At 41.2% G+C, this 17,929-nt stretch carries 19 protein-coding genes; all 19 read left to right on the forward strand.

Annotated features, from left to right (window positions below; genetic code table 11):
- Positions 1–29: 29 nt before the first annotated feature.
- The 19 genes from fliM to DW005_RS00580 are packed head-to-tail and all read left to right on the forward strand — an operon-like array spanning position 30 to position 17,927.
- Positions 30–1,007 carry a flagellar motor switch protein FliM gene (gene fliM, locus DW005_RS00490; RefSeq protein WP_117477730.1) on the forward strand — a complete coding sequence of 326 codons (978 nt, stop codon included), beginning with the start codon at positions 30–32 and terminating at the stop codon, positions 1,005–1,007.
- 4 nt (positions 1,008–1,011) lie between these two features.
- A complete protein-coding gene (fliY, locus tag DW005_RS00495; protein WP_117477731.1) occupies positions 1,012–2,229 on the forward strand; it encodes a flagellar motor switch phosphatase FliY in 1,218 nt (405 codons plus the stop codon).
- A 17-nt stretch (positions 2,230–2,246) separates the two neighbouring features.
- On the forward strand, positions 2,247–2,609 hold the full coding sequence (locus DW005_RS00500) for a response regulator (RefSeq protein WP_022378001.1): 363 nt from the start codon (positions 2,247–2,249) through the stop codon (positions 2,607–2,609).
- The gene (locus tag DW005_RS00505; protein ID WP_117477732.1) at positions 2,609–2,953 is read left to right on the forward strand and encodes a flagellar biosynthetic protein FliO; all 345 of its coding nucleotides are present in this window, start codon (positions 2,609–2,611) and stop codon (positions 2,951–2,953) included. The genes DW005_RS00500 and DW005_RS00505 overlap by 1 nt, the downstream gene beginning before the upstream one ends.
- Before the next feature lie 15 nt (positions 2,954–2,968).
- The gene (gene fliP / locus DW005_RS00510) at positions 2,969–3,832 is read left to right on the forward strand and encodes a flagellar type III secretion system pore protein FliP (RefSeq protein ID WP_117477733.1); all 864 of its coding nucleotides are present in this window, start codon (positions 2,969–2,971) and stop codon (positions 3,830–3,832) included.
- A gap of 14 nt (positions 3,833–3,846) precedes the next feature.
- Complete coding sequence (gene fliQ / locus DW005_RS00515; RefSeq protein ID WP_022377998.1) at positions 3,847–4,119, forward strand: flagellar biosynthesis protein FliQ; 273 nt, start codon at positions 3,847–3,849, stop codon at positions 4,117–4,119.
- 2 nt (positions 4,120–4,121) lie between these two features.
- Complete coding sequence (gene fliR / locus DW005_RS00520) at positions 4,122–4,898, forward strand: flagellar biosynthetic protein FliR (RefSeq protein WP_022377997.1); 777 nt, start codon at positions 4,122–4,124, stop codon at positions 4,896–4,898.
- Between the two features lie 28 nt (positions 4,899–4,926).
- Positions 4,927–6,033 (forward strand): flagellar biosynthesis protein FlhB, encoded by a 1,107-nt coding sequence (gene flhB / locus DW005_RS00525; protein ID WP_117477734.1) that lies wholly within the window; start codon positions 4,927–4,929, stop codon positions 6,031–6,033.
- 33 nt (positions 6,034–6,066) lie between these two features.
- Positions 6,067–8,103: a flagellar biosynthesis protein FlhA gene (flhA, locus tag DW005_RS00530; RefSeq protein WP_022377995.1), complete on the forward strand. Its 2,037-nt coding sequence runs from the start codon at positions 6,067–6,069 to the stop codon at positions 8,101–8,103.
- Positions 8,100–9,347 (forward strand): flagellar biosynthesis protein FlhF, encoded by a 1,248-nt coding sequence (gene flhF, locus DW005_RS00535; RefSeq protein WP_117477735.1) that lies wholly within the window; start codon positions 8,100–8,102, stop codon positions 9,345–9,347. The genes flhA and flhF overlap by 4 nt, the downstream gene beginning before the upstream one ends.
- A gap of 27 nt (positions 9,348–9,374) precedes the next feature.
- On the forward strand, positions 9,375–10,262 hold the full coding sequence (locus DW005_RS00540) for a MinD/ParA family protein (RefSeq protein ID WP_117477736.1): 888 nt from the start codon (positions 9,375–9,377) through the stop codon (positions 10,260–10,262).
- A 14-nt stretch (positions 10,263–10,276) separates the two neighbouring features.
- The gene (locus tag DW005_RS00545; RefSeq protein WP_117477737.1) at positions 10,277–10,987 is read left to right on the forward strand and encodes a flagellar brake protein; all 711 of its coding nucleotides are present in this window, start codon (positions 10,277–10,279) and stop codon (positions 10,985–10,987) included.
- 9 nt (positions 10,988–10,996) lie between these two features.
- Complete coding sequence (cheB, locus tag DW005_RS00550; RefSeq protein WP_117477831.1) at positions 10,997–12,112, forward strand: chemotaxis-specific protein-glutamate methyltransferase CheB; 1,116 nt, start codon at positions 10,997–10,999, stop codon at positions 12,110–12,112.
- Positions 12,113–12,116: 4 nt separating this feature from the next.
- Positions 12,117–14,219 carry a chemotaxis protein CheA gene (locus DW005_RS00555; protein WP_117477738.1) on the forward strand — a complete coding sequence of 701 codons (2,103 nt, stop codon included), beginning with the start codon at positions 12,117–12,119 and terminating at the stop codon, positions 14,217–14,219.
- 11 nt (positions 14,220–14,230) lie between these two features.
- A complete protein-coding gene (locus DW005_RS00560) occupies positions 14,231–14,701 on the forward strand; it encodes a chemotaxis protein CheW (protein ID WP_022377989.1) in 471 nt (156 codons plus the stop codon).
- Positions 14,698–15,183, forward strand: a complete 486-nt coding sequence (locus DW005_RS00565; RefSeq protein ID WP_117477739.1) for a chemotaxis protein CheD — start codon at positions 14,698–14,700, stop codon at positions 15,181–15,183. The genes DW005_RS00560 and DW005_RS00565 overlap by 4 nt, the downstream gene beginning before the upstream one ends.
- Positions 15,184–15,196: 13 nt before the next feature.
- Positions 15,197–15,523 (forward strand): hypothetical protein, encoded by a 327-nt coding sequence (locus tag DW005_RS00570; RefSeq protein WP_022377987.1) that lies wholly within the window; start codon positions 15,197–15,199, stop codon positions 15,521–15,523.
- 20 nt (positions 15,524–15,543) lie between these two features.
- Entirely contained in the window at positions 15,544–16,308 is a 765-nt protein-coding gene (locus DW005_RS00575; protein WP_117477740.1) for a FliA/WhiG family RNA polymerase sigma factor, read from the forward strand.
- Positions 16,309–16,328: 20 nt separating this feature from the next.
- Positions 16,329–17,927: a FapA family protein gene (locus tag DW005_RS00580; RefSeq protein WP_117477741.1), complete on the forward strand. Its 1,599-nt coding sequence runs from the start codon at positions 16,329–16,331 to the stop codon at positions 17,925–17,927.
- Positions 17,928–17,929 lie beyond the last annotated feature (2 nt).

The raw sequence follows: 17,929 nt of genomic DNA on the forward strand, positions 1-17,929 counted from the left end.
CAACAGTGTGAGAAAAGAGGTGAGAACAAATGGGTGACGTATTGTCGCAGAATGAGATAGATAATTTGTTATCCGCGCTTAATAGTGGTGAATTTGACCCAGATGAGGCGGGTGAGACGGATGATCGACAGATTAAGGATTATGATTTTGCGAGACCATCCAAGTTCTCAAAAGAGCATCTGCGAACGCTTGAATTTATTTTTGAGCATTATGCCAGACTTCTTTCCACAAATCTGCCAGTATATCTTCGTAAGAACGTACAGGTTGAAGTGATGCATTCGGAGGCGGTTACTTATCAGGAGTTTTCCAATTCCTTGTCAAATCCGGTTATACTAGGTGTTGTAAATTTTGCGCCACTTGATGGTAACATTATTATGGAAGTGTCAACGGAAATTGGGTTTGCTGTTGTTGACCGAATGCTTGGAGGCGGTGGAAAGCCGTTGGAGAAAAATCGCGAATTTACGGAAATAGAATTGACAATTATTGAACGCATTATGGTAGTTTGCACAAACCTTTTAGTGGAACCGTGGCATACTGTTCAAGTGTTGGAGCCGATGCTTGAGAGGATTGAGACAAACTCGCAGTTTGCTCAGTTTGTTACACCAAATGAGATGACATCGATTGTTACGATGAGCATTAAAATTGGTGAAGTAGAGGGACTTATGAATGTTTGTATTCCATATGCGGTATTAGAGCCGGTGATTGATAAGGTGAACACTAAATACTGGTACTCCACTTCTGTAGCAACCGGAGACGGTACATATAGAGATTACCTGGAAGAATCATTACAGAGAGCTCAGATTCCGGTTCGTGCGATTATGGGACGAAGCGCGATATCGGTGAATGACTTCATTCATTTGCAGCCGGGGGATATTATAAAAGTAAACACGAGGCTGGAAGATGAATTGGATGTTTATGTTGGCAACATAAAGAAATTTTCTGCAATCCCGGGAGCTTATGAAGATTCCTATGCAGTAAAAATAAAATCAATTTACAGAGAGGAGTAGTGCAATGGACGGAATGTTATCGCAGGAAGAGATTAATGCGTTATTAGGCAATGTGGATGCGGATAGCACTTCAGAAGAAGCAGCATCGGATGCCGTACAGACATCAAGCGATATTTCGAAAGCCGAGAAGCTGACTCCGGAAGAATCGGATGCGTTAGGTGAAATTTCAAATATAAGTATGGGGACGGCGGCAACGACGTTGTCGATTTTGGTTAATAACCGGGTTGATATTACAACTCCTACTGTTTCCTACACGACACTAGAGGAATTGTCTGCACAGTGCGAGGCTCCGGTTGTTTTCATTTACATATCTTATAAGACGGGCTTACAAGGTAAAAATTTATTAATATTGAAAGAAAGGGATGTAAAGGTAATTACTGACCTTATGATGGGCGGTGACGGAACCAACGTCGATGACACCGAATTAAGTGATTTACATTTGAGTGCTATTTGTGAAGCGATGAATCAGATGATGGGTTCGGCAGCGACATCGATGTCATCCATGATTAATGAAAAGGTGGATATTAGTCCGCCGACTGCTACGAGAGTTGATTTTGGAGAGGGATTAGATGGGGCTGGTCTTGGTGATTTGTCCGGGCAGTTATTTGCACAGGTTTCTTTCCGAATGGAAATTGGTGATTTGGTTGACAGTGAGATTATGCAGTTGTACCCAATCGAATTTGCCAGATTGATTTATCAGCAGTTTGTTGGTAAGACAGGTGGTGATTCGGCTGAGAACGCTCCTGCAAGCCAGGCAGTTGCCGTAGAACCGGCACCGCAGCCGGTACCGGAACCAACACCGCAGCCACAGGCACAGCCGGCAGCACCGGCGCCACAGCCAGTGCCACAAAATTTTGCAAATCCACAACAACAACCTATGGCAGGAATGCAGCAGCCAATGTATGCTGTTCCGCCACAGGATATTAATATACAGCCGGCACAGTTCCAAAATTTTGCTCAGGCACCTCAGCTTGACGGGATTGCACCGGAAAACATTGATTTGATTATGGATGTTCCATTGGAAGTTACCGTGGAACTTGGAAGAACCAGCAAATCGATAAAAGATATACTGGATTTTGCACCGGGAACAATCATTGAATTGGATAAGTTGGCAGGGGAGCCAATTGATGTTCTTGTAAATGGAAAATTTGTTGCCAAGGGCGAGGTTGTTGTAATTGAGGAAAGTTTCGGTATTCGTGTAACCGAGATTATTAAAGAATAAAATGGAGGAAAGTTATAATGGCAAAGAGTGTATTAATTTGTGATGACGCAGCATTTATGAGAGTCATGATCAAAGATATTTTGACAAAGAATGGATATGATGTCGCAGGGGAAGCAGAGAATGGACTCAAAGCTGTCGAGAAATACAACGAAACAAAACCGGACCTTGTAATGATGGATATCACAATGCCGGAGATGGATGGTATTCAGGCTCTGAAAAAGATTAAAGAAGCTGATGCGAATGCTACGGTTATTATGTGTTCTGCTATGGGTCAGCAGGCGATGGTTATCGAATCCATTCAGTCTGGTGCAAAGGATTTTATTGTAAAACCTTTCCAGGCAGATCGTGTATTAGAGGCTGTTAAGAAGGCTATTGGCTAATGCTTGAGAATATTTTACAGTTGACCGCTGTTGTTGTTGTCTTTGTCCTTGTCCTTGCCGGGACGTATTATGTGACAAAATGGATTGCAAAATCCGGGATGATACAGAGCCAGTCACGTAATATTAAGGTAATTGAGACATTTAAGATTACGAATGGGAAATACATTCAGATTATTCAGTTAGGCAAGAAATATTATTCCATTGGTGTTACAAAGGATCAGATTACCTTTTTAACACCATTGGATGAGACTCAACTGGATTTTTCGGAAGAAGTTCGTAACGGCCAGAAAGTTTCGTTTAAAGAACTGCTTGACAAGTTGAACAAAAACAAGAAAGAAAATTAGAAAAGGTTGGTATTTATGAAGACACAGAAGAAAGCACATCAGGTATCTGTACGAGTTGTAATTCTGTTAGCCATGCTTTGTATATTAACCTTTTTTTGTAGTGCCACAATTTATGTGCATGCGGCACCGGTTAGTTCAAAATCAGATATAAGCGAAGCAAGTGGCAGTTCCAAAGGAGAAGTGCAGGATCCGGACTCTCCGCAGGATTTTCAATTTAATATTACTTCCAATGCCGGAAGTTCCAGCTTGTCGGCAAGTATGAAGATGATTTTGGTGTTGACATTATTGTCGTTAGCACCGTTTTTGCTTGTTATGGTAACTTCCTTTACAAGAATTATTGTCGTTCTTCATTTTGTTCGTTCGGCATTGGGAACGCAGACTTCACCACCTAATCAGGTATTGATTGGAATTGCGTTGTTTTTAACCCTTTTTATTATGGCACCTGTTATGACACAGATAAATAAAGATTGTATTCAGCCATATGATAAGGGGAAACTTACTCAGGAAGAAGCATTAAATGCCGGACTCAAACCAATCCGCAAATTTATGTTTGAGCAGACGAACCGGAAGGATATCCGCTTATTTATGGAAATTGAGAAGAAGAGTAATGATGTTTCCATTGAAAAAGAAGATGAGATACCGACTCTTGTTCTGATACCGGCGTTTATGATAAGTGAATTACGAATTGCGTTTATTATCGGCTTTTTGATATACTTGCCGTTTATCGTAATTGATATGGTAGTGGCATCGACACTTATGTCGATGGGCATGATGATGCTGCCGCCGACGACGATTTCGATGCCGTTTAAGATATTATTGTTTGTCTTAGCAGATGGCTGGAATCTCGTGATTGGACAGTTGGTCAAAACCTTTTACTGACAGGGGGCGATTAGATGACAGATGCAGATGTACTTGATGTGACAGTAGATATGATTTGGTGTATCATTAAATGTAGTGCTCCGTTGTTGTTAGTTTCCCTGATTGTTGGACTGGTAATTAGTATTTTTCAGACAGTTACTTCCATTCAAGAGCAGACTTTAACCTTTGTTCCGAAACTATTGGCAATATTCATTACAATGCTTATATGTGGTGGATGGATTATGAACAATTGCGTGGAACTTTTTACAAAACTGTGTGAAAAATTTGCTCTTTATGCAGGAGGCTGAGAATGACATTTACGCTCGAACACCTGGAGTTTTATCTCTTGATTTTGATGAGAGTTTCCGGGTTTATTATGACAGCACCATTTTTTAGTTATTCGTCTGTGCCAATGCGGATTCGTGCGGCAATGAGCGTTTTTATGTCCTTAGTGGTGATTCAGGTCACTCCGGTTGTCGATTTGACATATTCCGGGGTGTTTGGATATTCTGCACTTGTATTGAAAGAATCTATGATTGGTGTGGTTCTTGGATTGATGTGCAGTATGTGTTTTTACATTATTAACCTAGCGGGACAGTTGATGGATATGGAAATGGGGTTATCCATGGCAAATATGTTTGACCCGATGGTAAATATGCAGTTTTCCGTAACCGGAAGTTTGTACAATTATCTGCTTATGCTCATGTTAGTTGTTACCAATATGCATTATTACATCATTCGGGCAATTGTGGATTCTTTTTCCTATTTCAATGTTGGGAAAGCGGTGTTTGACACCGTTTCACTGAAAAACATCGTAGTTGATTTTATTGCGAATTATTTTATCATTGCGGTGCGTATTGTACTGCCGGTTTTCTGTTGTATGCTGTTGATTAATGTTGTACTTGGTGTACTTGCTAAGGCAGCACCACAGATGAATATGTTTGTGGTTGGTATGCAGATTAAGGTGCTGGCAGGACTGGCTGTTTTGGTAATTGTGATACAGAGTTTTCCGATGGTTTCAGATTACATTTTTGGTGAAATGAAGGACGTAATCACACAGGTGATTCATTTGTTTACACCGAAGTGAAAAGTCGGATGAGTTGGCAGGTGATTATTTGGTATATTCCTATAACCTTCAGCTTTTTGCCAAAGACGGTGAGGGCGGTGAAAAAACAGAACCCGCGACACCCAAAAAGCTGGATAAGGCACGAGAAGAAGGACAGGCTCCAAAGAGCCAGGATTTGAACACGGCAGTTTTATTGCTTGTATTATTTGGATGCTTAAAAGTGTTCGGCAGTTTTATGATGAAGCGGTTGTATGACATGTTTCAGTTTTATTATGGAAATATCAACGACTATGCAACGGATGTATTTACCGTTAAGCGTGCTGATGGTTTGCTTCAGTTTGGCCTCAAGGAGATTACCATTACGTTACTGCCGATGTTAGCACTTGCGATGATTGGCGCATTTGTTGTAAATGTTGTTCAGGTTAAATGGAAAGTTACATTAAAGCCGTTACAGCCAAAACCGAATAAAATTAATCCAATTAGCGGTTTTAAGCGGATGTTTTCAAAAGATAAAATATTTGAATTGATTAAGGCGGTTGTTAAAGTAGGAATTTTGTTCTACGTGGTATATCAGGCGCTAAAAGATGAATGGGGCATGATTGTCAACATTTATCAGCTTGATATCTGGTCAGCGGTTAGCCTGATTGTTAGTACCGTGTTAAATATTGCCTTTCAGATTACGGCTGTTTTCTTTGTCATTGCTTTTGCGGACTGGATGTACCAGAAACGCAAGTTTAACAATGACATGAAAATGACGAAACAGGAAGTTAAAGACGAATATAAAAATACGGAAGGAAATCCACAGATTAAAGGCCAGATTCGAAGAAAGATGCAAGAGGCGTCAAGACGACGTATGATGCAGGAACTGCCGGAGGCGGATGTAGTTATCACAAACCCGACTCACTTAGCGGTTGCGCTGAAATACGATAAGGAAGTAGCTGAGGCACCAATTGTTGTGGCAAAGGGTGCGGATTATCTGGCGGGCCGTATTCGTGAAGTAGCAAAGGAAAATAAGATTGAAATTGTAGAAAATAAGCCTTTGGCGAGAATGTTGTATCACAATGTAGAATTAGGAGAGCAGATTCCGCCGGAATTGTACCAGATGGTTGCAGAGATTTTAGCTTATGTATATGGATTACAAGGTAAAGTAAGTTGATTTTGATAGAAAAAACGTAAAGGAGGAAAAGCAATGCGTCGCGAAGATATGGTGTTAGGTGCATTTATCTTAGTGCCTATTTTGTGCTTAATTATTCCGGTTCCGCTCTTTTTGCTGGACTTGTTATTTGCATTAAATATTGCACTTTCGATGATTATTTTGTTTAATGCATTGTTTTCTAAAGAGCCTCTTGATATGTCGGCATTTCCGACGTTGCTGCTTTTGACGACGTTATTTCGATTGTCGTTGAATGTCAGTTCTACAAGAAATATTTTGCTGAAGGCAGATGCCGGTAATGTAGTTGATACATTTGGTAACTTTGTCGGTGGTGGTAACTTAGTTGTTGGTGCTATTGTGTTCTTTGTATTGGTTATCATGCAGTTACTCGTTATCAACAAAGGTTCCGAGCGTGTGTCAGAAGTAACAGCGCGTTTTACACTGGATGCGATGCCCGGTAAACAGATGGCAATTGATGCTGATTTGAATACAGGTGCCATAACGGATGAGGAGGCAAAAGAACGCCGCGAAAAGATTCAACAGGAATCGGCTTTCTTTGGTTCCATGGATGGTGCTACAAAGTACGTCAAGGGAGATGCGACGGCGGGCTTAGTAATTACGGTTTTGAACTTCGTTGGTGGTATTGCGATTGGTGTTCTGATGAATGGCATGGACATTAATGCAGCGGTTCAGAGATATTCGATTTTGACAATTGGTGATGGTCTGGTAAGCCAGATTCCATCCCTTATGATTTCATTATCCACCGGTATTTTGGTAACGAAAGGTTCCAAAGAAGCGGATGTTGGCAATATTTTGAGAAGGCAGCTTTTTTCTACGCCGAAAGTACTTAATATTGTTGGTATTGCCTTGATTGGCTTAGGTTTGTTTACGCCACTGAACATGTTGGTATTTTGTGCCTATGGAATTATGTTTTTACTGACGGCAAGAATGATAGCAAATCAATTGGAGATGACAGAGACAGACGAGGCAGTTTCGGAAGAAGAGGAATCCGCAGAGGAAATCAGGAGACCGGAAAATGTCAGTTCACTGTTGCAGGTGGATGCCATTGAACTGGAATTTGGTTATGGAATTATTCCACTTGCCGATGTCAACCAGGGCGGTGACTTGCTAGACCGTGTGGTTATGATACGAAGACAGATTGCATTAGAGCTTGGCTGTGTTGTTCCGATGATTCGACTACGTGATAACATTCAGCTCAATCCAAATCAGTATCTGATTAAGATAAAAGGCGTGCCGGTCAGTGAGGGAGAAATTTTGTTTGACCACTACATGGCGATGAATCCTGGTTATGTAGAAGAAGAAATTTCCGGTATTCCGACGTTTGAACCGTCGTACCATCTGCCGGCAATTTGGATTACGGAAAGTCAGCGTGAGCGGGCAGAATCCCTTGGTTATACCGTAGTTGATCCGCCATCAATTATTGCGACACATTTGATGGAAATTATCCGCTCCCATCTGGATGAACTTCTCACCAGACAGGATGTACACAACTTGATTGAGAATGTGAAGGAAGCGAACGAAACACTGGTATCAGAACTGGTTCCAAAATTGTTAAATGTTGGAGAAATCCAAAAGGTGTTACAGAATCTTTTGGCGGAAGGCATTTCCATAAGAGATTTGGTTACAATTTTTGAAACGTTAGCCGATTATGCGCCGACAACGCATGATACGGATGTATTGACGGAGTATGTCAGACAGAGTTTGAAACGTGCAATTTCAAATCAGTATTTTAATAACAATGAAACAACCAGCGTTGTGACATTGGATCCGAACGTAGAGCAGGTTATTATGGATTCGGTGAAACAGACCGAACAGGGTGCTTATCTGGCACTTGACCCGGATTATACAAACCGGCTGATGACTTCTTTACGGGAAGAGACAGACAAATTAGAGGAACTGGGACGAACGCCGATTATTATTACTTCGCCGATTGTTCGTATGTACCTGAAAAAATTAACGCAAGAACAATTTAGGAATCTGCATGTATTGTCATATAATGAAATTGATTCCGATGTTGAATTACAATCAGTTGGGATGGTGACGGTAGAGTGATTATCAAAAAGTTTTTAGCAAAATCAGAAAAAGATGCAATTGAAATGGCAAAAAACGAATTAGGGAATAATGCCATTGTCATGAATATTAAGAAGGTAAAACCAAAAGGTCTTGCGAAGTTATTTGTCCGCGGAAAGGTTGAGGTGACAGCAGCATTGGATGAGACGCCACTGTACTCACAAGAGGAAGCGGCAAAAGAGAAGCGGCCGGTTGAAGCAGGCAAGTTTTCGGAAGCAGAGAAAAAAGCAGATGCACCGGATAACAGTAGTTTGGAAGAACGCATTAGTATGCTGCAAGCTCTTTTGGAGAAACAGATGATGCAGAAAGAAGGTATGACCGAGAAAGTTGAGAAAACACTCGAAATACCGGTTTCGGAGCCAAAAGAGAACGTAGAGCCAAAAGAGGTTCCTGAATCCAAAGAAGAGGATGAGGAGGATGAAAAAACAAAGGCCTATAAAGAGTTGATATATCAGCAGTTAGTTCAGAATGAAGTGGATGAAGAAATTGCAAAATCCATTATGGATGAGGTGAATCGTTCGCTTGCTAAAAATGCACCGTTAGACCAGATTCTGGCAAATATTTACCAGAAGATCATCTTGATGTTAGGGCAGCCTTACAGCATTAAGTCAGAGGAAAATGCAAAGACGAAATTTATCTTTTTCCTTGGTTCAACCGGAGTAGGAAAAACAACAACCATTGCTAAAATTGCTTCGAAATTAAAATTAGAGAAGCATGCAAAAATTGCACTCGTAACAGCAGATACTTACCGCATTGCAGCGGTGGAACAGTTAAAGACTTATGCAAATATTTTATCCGTCCCGCTTGAGGTGATTTACAGTCCTCAAGAATTGGGGGATAATCTTGAAAAACTTAAGCAGTATGATGTCTGCTTGATTGATACTGCCGGACGTTCTCATAGAAGCAAAGAGCAGATGGAAGACATCCGGGCATTGCTTGAGCAGATTCCGGTGAATGAAAGACAGGTTTATCTGGTACTAAATGCAGGTACAAAATACAGTGACTTACAAAAGATTGCGTCAGTCTACTCGGTGCTTACGGATTTTAGTCTTATTTTTACGAAACTTGACGAAACGTCTTCGGCGGGAATCATGTTGAATATGAGAGTGAAAACAAATTGTCCATTGTCTTATGTAACGTGGGGACAAAATGTTCCGGAAGACATTGGCGAGATGGATCCGCAGAGAGTGGCAAAAAAATTACTAAGTGATAATCATACGAACTAATTCTATGGCGAGAAAGGAAGGTGTGGAATGGATCAGGCAGAAAGCTTACGAAATATAATTAAAAAGCAGGAAATTGATGAAAAAAAACGAACAGCAAGAGTTATTACGGTTACATCCGGCAAAGGTGGCGTCGGTAAAACAAGTTTTTCTGTAAATCTGGCAATTCAGCTTCACAGACTCGGCAAGAGAGTGGTTGTACTGGATGCTGACTTTGGTTTGGCAAACATTGAGATTATGCTTGGTATTCGCCCAAAGTATAATTTGGCAGATTTGATGTTTCGAGGAAAAAGCATACAAGATGTAATGACTTATGGACCGGAAGGGATCGGTTTTCTTTCCGGCGGTTCCGGCATCAATGAGATGGCAAATCTGAATCGTGAACAGGTTTTCTGGCTGATTCAGAAAATGGAAGAGTTAGACAAACAGGCAGATGTAATTATTGTGGATACCGGTGCCGGAATCGGAGATTCGGTGCTTGAGTTTGTGGCAGCCAGCGAAGAAGTGCTTTTGGTGGCTACGCCGGAGCCGACGTCCATTACGGACGCCTATGCGTTATTAAAAGCGTTGAACCGCAATTCTTCGTATATGCCGGAAAAAACGGTTGTTAAGATGATTGCCAATCAGGTACGTGGGAAAAAAGAAGCGGATGAATTGTTCCAGAAATTAGGTGTTGTTGTTAATAAGTTTTTAGACATAGATATTGATTATCTGGGGGCAATTCCTTATGATGTAAATATGCAGAGAGCAGTCATGCATCAGAAACCACTTAGCGTAGCAGACCCGGATGCACTGGCTTCGCAGTCTGTGGAAAAGATTGCACTTTCTTTACTTGATATGGAGAAAGAAAAACCACGCGCTGTTGGTATTAAGCAGTTATTTTCAAATGTAATTCGTATGAAATTTAATCGGCGATAGAAAGGAGGAACCCCGTGAAAGTTACATTTGCGATTGGAGACCGGATTGAACTGATGCATATAAAAAGTGCAATCGGGCGAAAGGTGTCAGATAAAAAATATGGCAGTCAGTTGTTGGATTTTGACGGGGACAGAACCGCCAAAATCGCAATGCCCATTAGCGAGGGGAAAGTAATTCCATTGGAAATTGATGACGATTATAATCTGTGTTTTTTTACAAACTCCGGTTTGTATCAGTGTACAGCACGGATTAAGAAACGTTACACAGAAAATCGTATGTATGTGATGGATGTTATCTTTTTGACACCATTGAAAAAGTTTCAGAGGAGAAAGTTTTATCGTTTGGATTGTTTGTTCCCAATTCGTTACCGGATTGTTCCAAAAGAGCAGTTTGAAAAGAAAAATGAAGCGGAGCAGGACAAAGAGAAAGATGAAATTTTGTGGGAAGAAGGTACCATTTCAGATTTAAGTGGAGGCGGAATTCGTTTTCATGGTAATGTAGAATGTAAAAAAGGGGATTTTGTGGAAATTGTCCTTCCACTTTCGCTGCAAAGTGGAATTATTCCACTTTCTTTGTATATGAAGGTAGTATCCTGCGTTCATTTTGAGGGAAGCCGTGTTGCCTATGAGACAAGGGGCGAATTTTTGAATATTAATGAGAAAGAACGTGAAACGGTAATTAAGTACGTTTTTGAAGAGCAGCGAAGAAGGATGAGAAAGGAGTAGATGTCACAGATGAAAAAAGTATTGATTGTTGATGACTCTGCACTTATGAGAAGGGTCCTTTCTGATATAATAAATGATGATGAACAACTGATTGTCGAAAAGACAGCGAATAATGGACTTGAAGCGCTTAATGTTTTACAGGGGGGATGTCGTCCGGACATTCTTTTGGTTGATATTAATATGCCGAAGATGGATGGCGTACAGCTCCTTAAGGAACTAAACAAATATCGAATTCAGATTCCGGTATTGATTGTAAGTTCAATTGCCAGCCAGAGCGCTGATGAAACCATTGAAGCATTGGCACTTGGTGCGTTTGATTTTGTTAAAAAACCAAATGGTTCCATTGGCGGGGGGTATCAGGAATTCCGAAAAAAGGTATTACTGAGAACCTATATGGCGTGTAAGCTGCCTCTTCCTAAAAAGGTTGAGCAGTCAATTTTAGAACAGCAGTTACAGGTTCAGAGCCAATCAAAAAATGTGGAAAGTCAGACCGAGAAGAAGGTGAAGAAAACCGCAAAAAAGAAGGTGCCAAAAAGTGGCAGGGGAAGCGGCGGTTTGGCAGTGATTGCTTCTTCAACCGGAGGACCAAGGGCATTACAGTCGGTAATTCCGTATTTTCCAAAGGATTTTCCATTACCGTTAGTCGTTGTCCAGCATATGCCGGCAGGATTTACGAAGTCATTAGCAGCTCGCTTGAATGAGATTAGTAATCTCGACGTTAAGGAGGCTGAGGATGGTGACTGCCTGAAAAAGGGCACGGTTTATATTGCGCAGGGCGGCAAGCAGTGTGAAGTCATAGAAGATGCACAGGGAAATCTGATTTTGTCGGAAAATGATAAGCCGGCAAGAGGGGGATTAAAGCCGTGTGCGGATATCTTTTTTGAATCACTGGTTTCTTGTTCGGTGGAACACATTGTCTGTGGTGTTTTGACCGGGATGGGAAGCGATGGCTGCAAAGGAATCCGTGCATTGAAAAAAAGCAAGGACATTCAGGTTGTAGCGCAGAATGAAGACACCTGCGTGGTATATGGTATGCCGCGCGCAGTAGTACAGGCGGGAATTGTAAATGAAGTCGTGCCACTCGAAGATGTGGCAGACACCATGATAAAACATATAGGAGTGTGAAAAGATGGATACGAGTCAATATTTAGATTTGTTTATCGATGAGACAAAAGAGCATTTACAGAGTTTGAATGAGCATGTTCTGGTCTTGGAGAAGGAGCCGGAGAATGAAGATACAATCAATGAGATTTTCCGTGCGGCACATACGCTGAAAGGAATGTCCGGCACAATGGGCTTTGTTCGTATGCAGCGTCTGACCCATGATTTGGAAAATGTATTCTCCGAAATCCGCAATGGAAACATGAAAGTGAATGAAAAGCTGATTGATGTATTATTCCGAGGACTGGATGCATTGGAGTCTTATTTGGCTGTTATTTCCTCTGAGGGAAATGAAGGAACTGAAGACAACGAAGATATTATTAATGATTTGAATGCTCTGTTAGAGGAACAGAGTGGCGACGGTGCAGCTGCTCCGGCGCAAAAAGAGGTAAAAAAAGAAGAAACTCCCGCAAAGGAAGAGAAAGCAGAAAATAAACAGGAAAGTGCATCGGATGAAAAATGCAAATTTAAGCAGATTCCGATTTCCGAATATGAAGCGACAGCAATCAATTCAGCAAGAGCAGAAGGAAAGAACGTGTATGGAATTACCGTATATCTGCAAAAAACTTGTATTTTGAAATCTGCCAGAGCTTTCCTTGTATTCAAATCTGTTGAAAATAAAGGTGAGTTGATTAAATCCGTACCTTCGACAGAGCAGATTGAGGATGAAGAATTTGATTTTGATTTCAGCTGGATTTTTGCATCAAGTGATACGAAAGAAAATATCAAAAAACTTGTTATGAATGTATCGGAAATCGCAGAGGTTTACATCGATGATATTGAGATTCCGGATGCACCTGCGGCAGGTCCATCAAATGATGTAAAACCGGCACAGGAAAAGAAAGAAACAGCAAAACCGGATGTCAAAGAAAAGCCAAAGAAAGCATCGGCTTCCAAAGGAAAAGTGGGCAGTCGTTCCGTTCGTGTCGATATTGATAAACTGGATGTTCTGATGAATCTTGTCAGCGAGCTGATTATTGCAAAGAATGGACTTGTGTCGGCAGGTGCTGCCTCTCCGTCAGGACAGATGGCAAATGCACAGGCATTCCATGAACAGATTGAGTACTTAGAGCGAGTGACAACAAACCTGCATGAATCCGTTATGAAGGTCCGCATGGTGCCAATTGAGAGTGTTGTTAATCGATTCCCACGTATGATTCGTGATTTGAATCGTAAATTAAATAAGAAAATGGAATTGTACATGACTGGTGAAGAGACTGAACTTGACCGTACCGTAATTGATGAAATCGGGGACCCGCTTATGCATTTGCTTCGTAACTCGGCTGACCATGGTTTGGAGAGCAATGAAGAGCGTGTACGTCTTGGTAAACCGGAGGTTGGTTCCATCTTTTTGGATGCTTACCAGGATGGTAACAATGTTGTTATTGAAGTACGCGATGATGGTGCCGGAATTGACATTGACCGTGTACGTCAGAAAGCAATTGAAAAAGGCTCTATTACAGAAAAACAGGCAGAGACGATGACAGACAAAGACTTTATTGATTTGTTGTTCCTGCCAAGTTTTTCAACAGCAGAAAAGATTACTGATGTTTCCGGACGAGGCGTTGGTCTTGACGTTGTAAAAACTAAAATTGAGGCACTTGGTGGTAATATTACAGCAAAGACCGTTGCCGGTGAGGGAAGTACCTTTACGATTTCTCTTCCTTTGACATTGGCAATTATTCAGGCTTTGATGGTGAAAGTCGGAGAAGAAAAATATGCGATTCCGCTTGGCAGCATCAATGGAATTGAGGATATTGCAAAAGAAGATATCAGTTTTGTACAATCCAAAGAAGTTATTAATCTTCGTGGACGTGTCATTCCGATTCTCCGTCTGCATGATATTTTGGATATGGAGCCGGTTGAAAATGATCCGGAATCTCTGATTGTTGTCATTATGCAGAAGGCAGAACAGCAGGTTGGTCTTGTGATTGACGAATTGATTGGACAACAGGAAACCGTTATTAAGTCGCTTGGACACCACATCACCTGTGATAAACTCTTTAGTGGAGCAACGATTCTTGGTGATGGTGAAGTAGCGTTAATCTTAGATACAAACACATTAATGTAGGGGGTGTCGACATGGAAGATTTGATGAATGAAATGGAAACAACAATGGATGAAATTCAGTATATTGTTGTCAAATTAGGAAATGAAAAATATGGAATTGATATTTCCTGTGTGGATAATATCGTAAGAATGCAGCATATGACAAGAGTTCCAAAGTCACAGTCATATTATGTTGGTGTGATTAATCTGCGTGGTGAAGTGGTTCCGATTATGAGTCTGCGCAGACGTTTCGGATTAGAGGATGATGTCTGTCAGTCCGCAACGAGAATCATTATTATCCGTATGCAGGATCAGTCATTGATTGGTGTAATTGTCGATGAAGTGCAGGAAGTGGTAAATATCAATCCGGCTTCTATCGAGAAACCAGCATTTAAGCTGGAAGAGGAAAAAGCATCTTTCCTTGCCGGGATTGGCAAAAAAGGAGAGGAACTCATTTCTTTATTGGATATGAATGCGGTAATTGAGGAAAAGAAAGAAGTATGAGTGAGATGATTCGTGTTGGAATGGCTGACTATAAGTTATGTGCACCGCCGGATAAAATTTCGACGTTAGGACTTGGTTCGTGTATGGGGGTCGTAATCTATGACACGAAAACAAAGTTGTGTGGAATGGCACATATTATGCTTCCGGACAGCACAAAGATTACTCATAATCAAAACCGAATGAAGTTTGCAGACACATGTCTTTTGGATATGTATCATGAACTTTTAGCACGCGGAGGATTGAAAGAAAATCTGCGTGCTAAAATTGCAGGCGGTGCTAGAATGTTTGCACATCATTCGGATAATGAACTGCTGAATGTTGGACATCACAACAATCAGGCAGTCAGGAAATTTTTACAGGAAAAGAATATTCCAATTGTGGCGGATGATTCCGGAAAAGATTTCAGCCGCACGATTGTATTTGACCCGGAATGTGAGTTGTTGCATATTTCGGTGGCTGGTGTAAATGAATATGTGATTTGACGAGGTGTAGGATATGAAAAATCGTTATATACCTGCTTTTATTATGTTGGCTGCCGGCCTTGTGTGTTGTGTTTTATGTGTGGTACAAAGGTGGCCTGTTTTAAATAGTTTAATTACGTTAGTTATTGTTTTACTTCTTTTTTATATCATTGGGCAGATTGCGGCGCAGATTGTTGGAAAAGTGCAGGCAGAGCATCTGGCTATGATTGAGGCAGAGAAAAAACGTCAGGAAGCTGAAGAGCAGGCTCGTCTTTTGAAGGAGCAGCAGGAGGCGGAAGAAAGAGAAAAGGAAGAAGCAGAAAAACAGGTGGATCAGACAGAACAAACGGAGCAGGCATGACCTAGGAAAGGACATAGTGGATGAGGGAAACAGAACGAAACCGCTTGTGGGAACAGTATCATAAGAAAAAGACCCCACAATTACGCGAGCAGCTTATTCTTGAATATGCCGGTGTTGTAAATTTAGTGGCAGGCAGGCTGAGTATGTACTTGGGGTATACGGTAGAGTATGATGACTTGGTAGGATATGGAATTTTTGGTTTAATTGATGCCATTGATAAGTATGACATGGCAAAAAATGTAAAATTTGAAACATATGCCAGTTTGAGAATTCGAGGTGCAATTTTGGATGAAATCCGAAAGATGGACTGGATTCCAAGGACACTTAGACAGAAGCAGAAAAAAATGGATGCGGCTGCAGCGAAAATTGAAGCAGAACGTGGAAGAACGGCGAAAGGCGATGAGATTGCAAATGAATTGGGAATCTCCGTGGAAGAATATGAGAACTGGAAGGCAGAGGCGGAATTTACCAATTTGATTTCCTTAGATGATTATCTGGAACAGGGAAACGAAGGGCGTCTGGAGACGATGGGAGCAAAATTTCAGCAGCCCGATCATGCGATCCAAAAGCAGGAATTGAAGGAAATGCTAGTGGAAGCCCTCAAAAAACTGACAGAAAAAGAGCAGAATGTCATCACATTATATTACTACGAAGAATTGACATTAAAAGAGATTAGTCAGATATTGAGTGTTTCGGAGTCGAGAGTTTCCCAGCTTCATACAAAAGCATTGAAAAAAATTAAGGAGCAGTTAGGGGACTCCGTTGATTTACTTAGTTTGTTCTAATTAGAAATAGGAGGATACTTATGGCGGCAAATGGTTATTTTCAGGTAGTAGCAGAAGATGGAAGAATGTGGCTGAAAATTTTTGCACCGGAAGAAGGTGAAGTGGATATTTCGCCGGAGATGGTTATGAAATATTTGGATGCCATTTCGTTTCCGGATTATGACCAGGTGGCACTTGACCAGTATTTAAAGCGTAAAGAATTCGATTCGATGTTTATGCTGTACGAAGGAGAAATTATACCGGAAAGCGAAAAATGTATTGTTACCATCACGCCAAATGGAGAGCGCGCATTTGCACGGTTTTATCCGCCGACTACAGGGGGCGCAAGCCTGACAGAAGATGATATTGTTTCGGATTTACAGATGGCAGGTGTCCGTCATGGAATCCGCAAAAAAGCAATTGAACATTTTTTACAGAATCATGCCTATGAAAAGGACTATCTGATTGCTGAGGCAACGATGCCGGTTCAGGGATACAGTGCAAAAATCAGGTATTATTTTGATATAAATACGACTGCCCGTCCGAAATTAAATGAAGATGGCAGCGTTGATTTTCATCAATTGGGAAATATTAAGTCGGTTAAAGAAGGAGATAAACTTGCGACACTTACGCCGGCGTATCGTGGAAAAGCGGGTGTATCTGTATTAGGTAAACCAATGATGCCGAAAAAAGTGAGAAACCGTGTGCTTCGTTTTGGACGTAATATACGGATTTCAGAGGATAAGTGTACGATTTATTCGAAAGTTTCCGGACATGTAACCTTAGTTGATGATATGGTTATGGTTTCTGATGTTTACCGGGTTCCCGCAAATGTTGATTCATCAACCGGAGACATTGATTATAAGGGAACGGTAGAAGTGACAGGAAATGTCACAACCGGATTTGCTGTTAAAGCCGAGGGCGATATTATTGTGAATGGTGTTGTGGAAGGTGCAACGCTTATTTCCGGTGGTAATATTGTTCTCAAACGAGGCATGCAGGGGATGGATCGTGGTATGCTTCAGGCAGAAGGCAATATTACTGCAAAATTTTTGGAAAACTGTAAGGTTCGATGTAAAGGTATGCTCAAAGCCGATGCCATTTTGCACAGTGACGTGGAATGTCAGGAAAATGTTGATATATTGGGAAAAAAAGGCTTGATTAACGGCGGAAGTTTATCAACTTATGCCGATGTTCATGCGACAACGCTTGGCTCAACAATGGGTGCTTCAACGAAAATCAAGATTATTTCAGATAAAGAATTGATTATTCGGGCGAATGAAATCAAGGCAGAAGTGGAGAATAAGGAAGAGACGCTTCAGAAAATTGATGAAGTTGTAAATCGGGTCAAGGGGCAGTTAGCGTCTAATCAGGAGGTGCTGCCGGAACAGATGAATTATTTGAAACAGGCAACGGTGAATAAGCCGCTTCTTGTGAAACAGATTCGAGAACTGCGCGAAGAAAGAGAAAAACTATTAGTAAGGATTGAAAAAAATAAACATTCCTGTATCCGGGTGGAAGGAGCCGTGTATTCAGGAATTGATATTACAGTAAAGGATGTTAGTAAAGTTCAGCATGAGCAGGTTTCTCACTGCCGCTTTGTAAGAGACGGTGCAGATGTACGGATTGTTGGATTGTAAGA

The sequence above is a fragment of the Clostridium sp. AF36-4 genome (assembly GCF_003435975.1).
Classification (GTDB): domain Bacteria; phylum Bacillota; class Clostridia; order Lachnospirales; family Lachnospiraceae; genus Eubacterium_F.

Bases quoted from the DNA above. Each gene is read 5' to 3' on its own strand.
- fliM (WP_117477730.1), top strand. From the start codon at position 30: ATGGGTGACGTATTGTCGCAGAATGAGATAGATAATTTGTTATCCGCG.
- fliY (WP_117477731.1), top strand. From the start codon at position 1,012: ATGGACGGAATGTTATCGCAGGAAGAGATTAATGCGTTATTAGGCAAT.
- DW005_RS00500 (WP_022378001.1), top strand. From the start codon at position 2,247: ATGGCAAAGAGTGTATTAATTTGTGATGACGCAGCATTTATGAGAGTC.
- DW005_RS00505 (WP_117477732.1), top strand. From the start codon at position 2,609: ATGCTTGAGAATATTTTACAGTTGACCGCTGTTGTTGTTGTCTTTGTC.
- fliP (WP_117477733.1), top strand. From the start codon at position 2,969: ATGAAGACACAGAAGAAAGCACATCAGGTATCTGTACGAGTTGTAATT.
- fliQ (WP_022377998.1), top strand. From the start codon at position 3,847: ATGACAGATGCAGATGTACTTGATGTGACAGTAGATATGATTTGGTGT.
- fliR (WP_022377997.1), top strand. From the start codon at position 4,122: ATGACATTTACGCTCGAACACCTGGAGTTTTATCTCTTGATTTTGATG.
- flhA (WP_022377995.1), top strand. From the start codon at position 6,067: ATGCGTCGCGAAGATATGGTGTTAGGTGCATTTATCTTAGTGCCTATT.
- DW005_RS00540 (WP_117477736.1), top strand. From the start codon at position 9,375: ATGGATCAGGCAGAAAGCTTACGAAATATAATTAAAAAGCAGGAAATT.
- cheB (WP_117477831.1), top strand. From the start codon at position 10,997: ATGAAAAAAGTATTGATTGTTGATGACTCTGCACTTATGAGAAGGGTC.
- DW005_RS00555 (WP_117477738.1), top strand. From the start codon at position 12,117: ATGGATACGAGTCAATATTTAGATTTGTTTATCGATGAGACAAAAGAG.
- DW005_RS00560 (WP_022377989.1), top strand. From the start codon at position 14,231: ATGGAAGATTTGATGAATGAAATGGAAACAACAATGGATGAAATTCAG.
- DW005_RS00565 (WP_117477739.1), top strand. From the start codon at position 14,698: ATGAGTGAGATGATTCGTGTTGGAATGGCTGACTATAAGTTATGTGCA.
- DW005_RS00570 (WP_022377987.1), top strand. From the start codon at position 15,197: ATGAAAAATCGTTATATACCTGCTTTTATTATGTTGGCTGCCGGCCTT.
- DW005_RS00575 (WP_117477740.1), top strand. From the start codon at position 15,544: ATGAGGGAAACAGAACGAAACCGCTTGTGGGAACAGTATCATAAGAAA.
- DW005_RS00580 (WP_117477741.1), top strand. From the start codon at position 16,329: ATGGCGGCAAATGGTTATTTTCAGGTAGTAGCAGAAGATGGAAGAATG.